Source organism: Microcystis sp. LE18-22.4A, assembly GCF_027531105.1.
Taxonomy (GTDB): domain Bacteria; phylum Cyanobacteriota; class Cyanobacteriia; order Cyanobacteriales; family Microcystaceae; genus Microcystis; species Microcystis aeruginosa.
On the sequence record NZ_JAPZRB010000635.1, the window covers coordinates 1 to 1,393 of the forward strand.

The 1,393-nt window shown below is 39.6% G+C and carries 1 protein-coding gene and 1 pseudogene; both read left to right on the forward strand.

Annotation, left to right across the window (positions count from 1 at the left end; genetic code table 11):
• Window positions 1-214 precede the first annotated feature (214 nt).
• A complete protein-coding gene (locus O9295_RS26950) occupies window positions 215-937 on the forward strand; it encodes a glycosyltransferase (protein ID WP_287738068.1) in 723 nt (240 codons plus the stop codon).
• A pseudogene (locus tag O9295_RS26955) lies at window positions 934-1,257 on the forward strand (Uma2 family endonuclease); the annotation flags it as partial. The gene O9295_RS26950 and the pseudogene O9295_RS26955, both read left to right, overlap by 4 nt.
• Window positions 1,258-1,393: the final 136 nt, after the last annotated feature.

Here is a 1,393-nt window from a genome sequence, read left to right on the forward strand (position 1 = left end):
TGGTCTTGGCTGTCTATATTTTAACCAATAAATTGCTGTATTGCAAGCATAGTCAGCTTTTAAAGATAAATTATTGTTTTATTGGTCAGCAATAATTGTCTATTTTTTCTTTAATTTTACATGACAAGTTCGGAAGAGCCAAAACTGCTGACTAGATATCCTACAAGACTAATCCATAATTTCGTCGTGAAAATTTTAGTAATATAATTTGATTATGTTAGTTTCAGTTATTACTCCAACCACTGGCAACCCTTTGTTGAAAAAGGCTTTACAAAGTGTACAAGACCAAGATTATGACAATATCGAACATCTGATCGTTATTGATGGCAAGGAGAGAGAAGAGAAAGCCCAAAATATATTGAGCGAGATGCAATTAATTAAGCCAACGCATATCATGTCCTTGCCATATCCGACTGGAAAAAATAGGTACAACGGTCATCGAATTTATGGCTCATCATGCTATATTGCCAATGGCGATTACTTGATTTTTCTTGATGAAGATAACTGGTTTGAACCATTCCATGTATCTTCGTTAGTAGAATCGATACTGCAAGACCAATTAGATTGGGCCTATGCCCTGAGAAACATAGTCGATGAGCAGGGTCAATTTATTGCTCATGATGACTGTGAAAGTTTAGGTAAATGGCCTGCTTATAACGAGCAATATCACCATGTCGATACCAGTTGCTATTGTTTGAAAAAAGAAATAGCTGTTTTCTTATCGCCAATCTGGTATCGAAAATTTAGAGAGCCTGGATTGATGAGTCCTGATATGGCTCTCTGCAATATATTAGTTCAGGATTTTCCTAATTGTGATACAACGGGACTGTACTCAGTAAATTATAGAATTGGGGCGACGGAGCTATCTGTAAAGCCAGAATTTTTCTTGTATGGTAATTCAATGAAGTCACAAAAAAACCTTTGCTTGAACCGATGACGACTTCCTTGACTGAGAGTCTCACCCTTGAAGATTTCCTCAAATTGCCATATTTGGAGGATTCTCCAGCATGGGAATACTTGCATGGAGTCGCAATTCAGAAACCCATGCCTAAGACTCGACACTCTATCCTGCAAAAACGTCTTTTAGCTGCGGTTGACAGCCACACTGTTGATTATACAGCCTTACCTGAGTTGCGATGTACCTTCGGCGAGCGTTCGATCGTTCCTGATGTGGCGGTAATTGCATGGAATCGAATTAACCTCAATCAAGCAGGTGAACCAGAGGACGACTTTAGGGAAGCACCTGATTGGACTATTGGGACTTAAACGCCAAATAAAGATCAAATCGAGTATAATCGTTAAAGAGTAAGCACTTTACGTTGAAAGAGCAGCGATGAAAGAGACAACCCCAGCCGCGATGCCCCCATGCTTTGACCGATGGTGTCGGCGGTTT

Coding starts and splice junctions, on each gene's coding strand:
- O9295_RS26950 (WP_287738068.1), top strand. CDS start 215: ATGTTAGTTTCAGTTATTACTCCAACCACTGGCAACCCTTTGTTGAAA.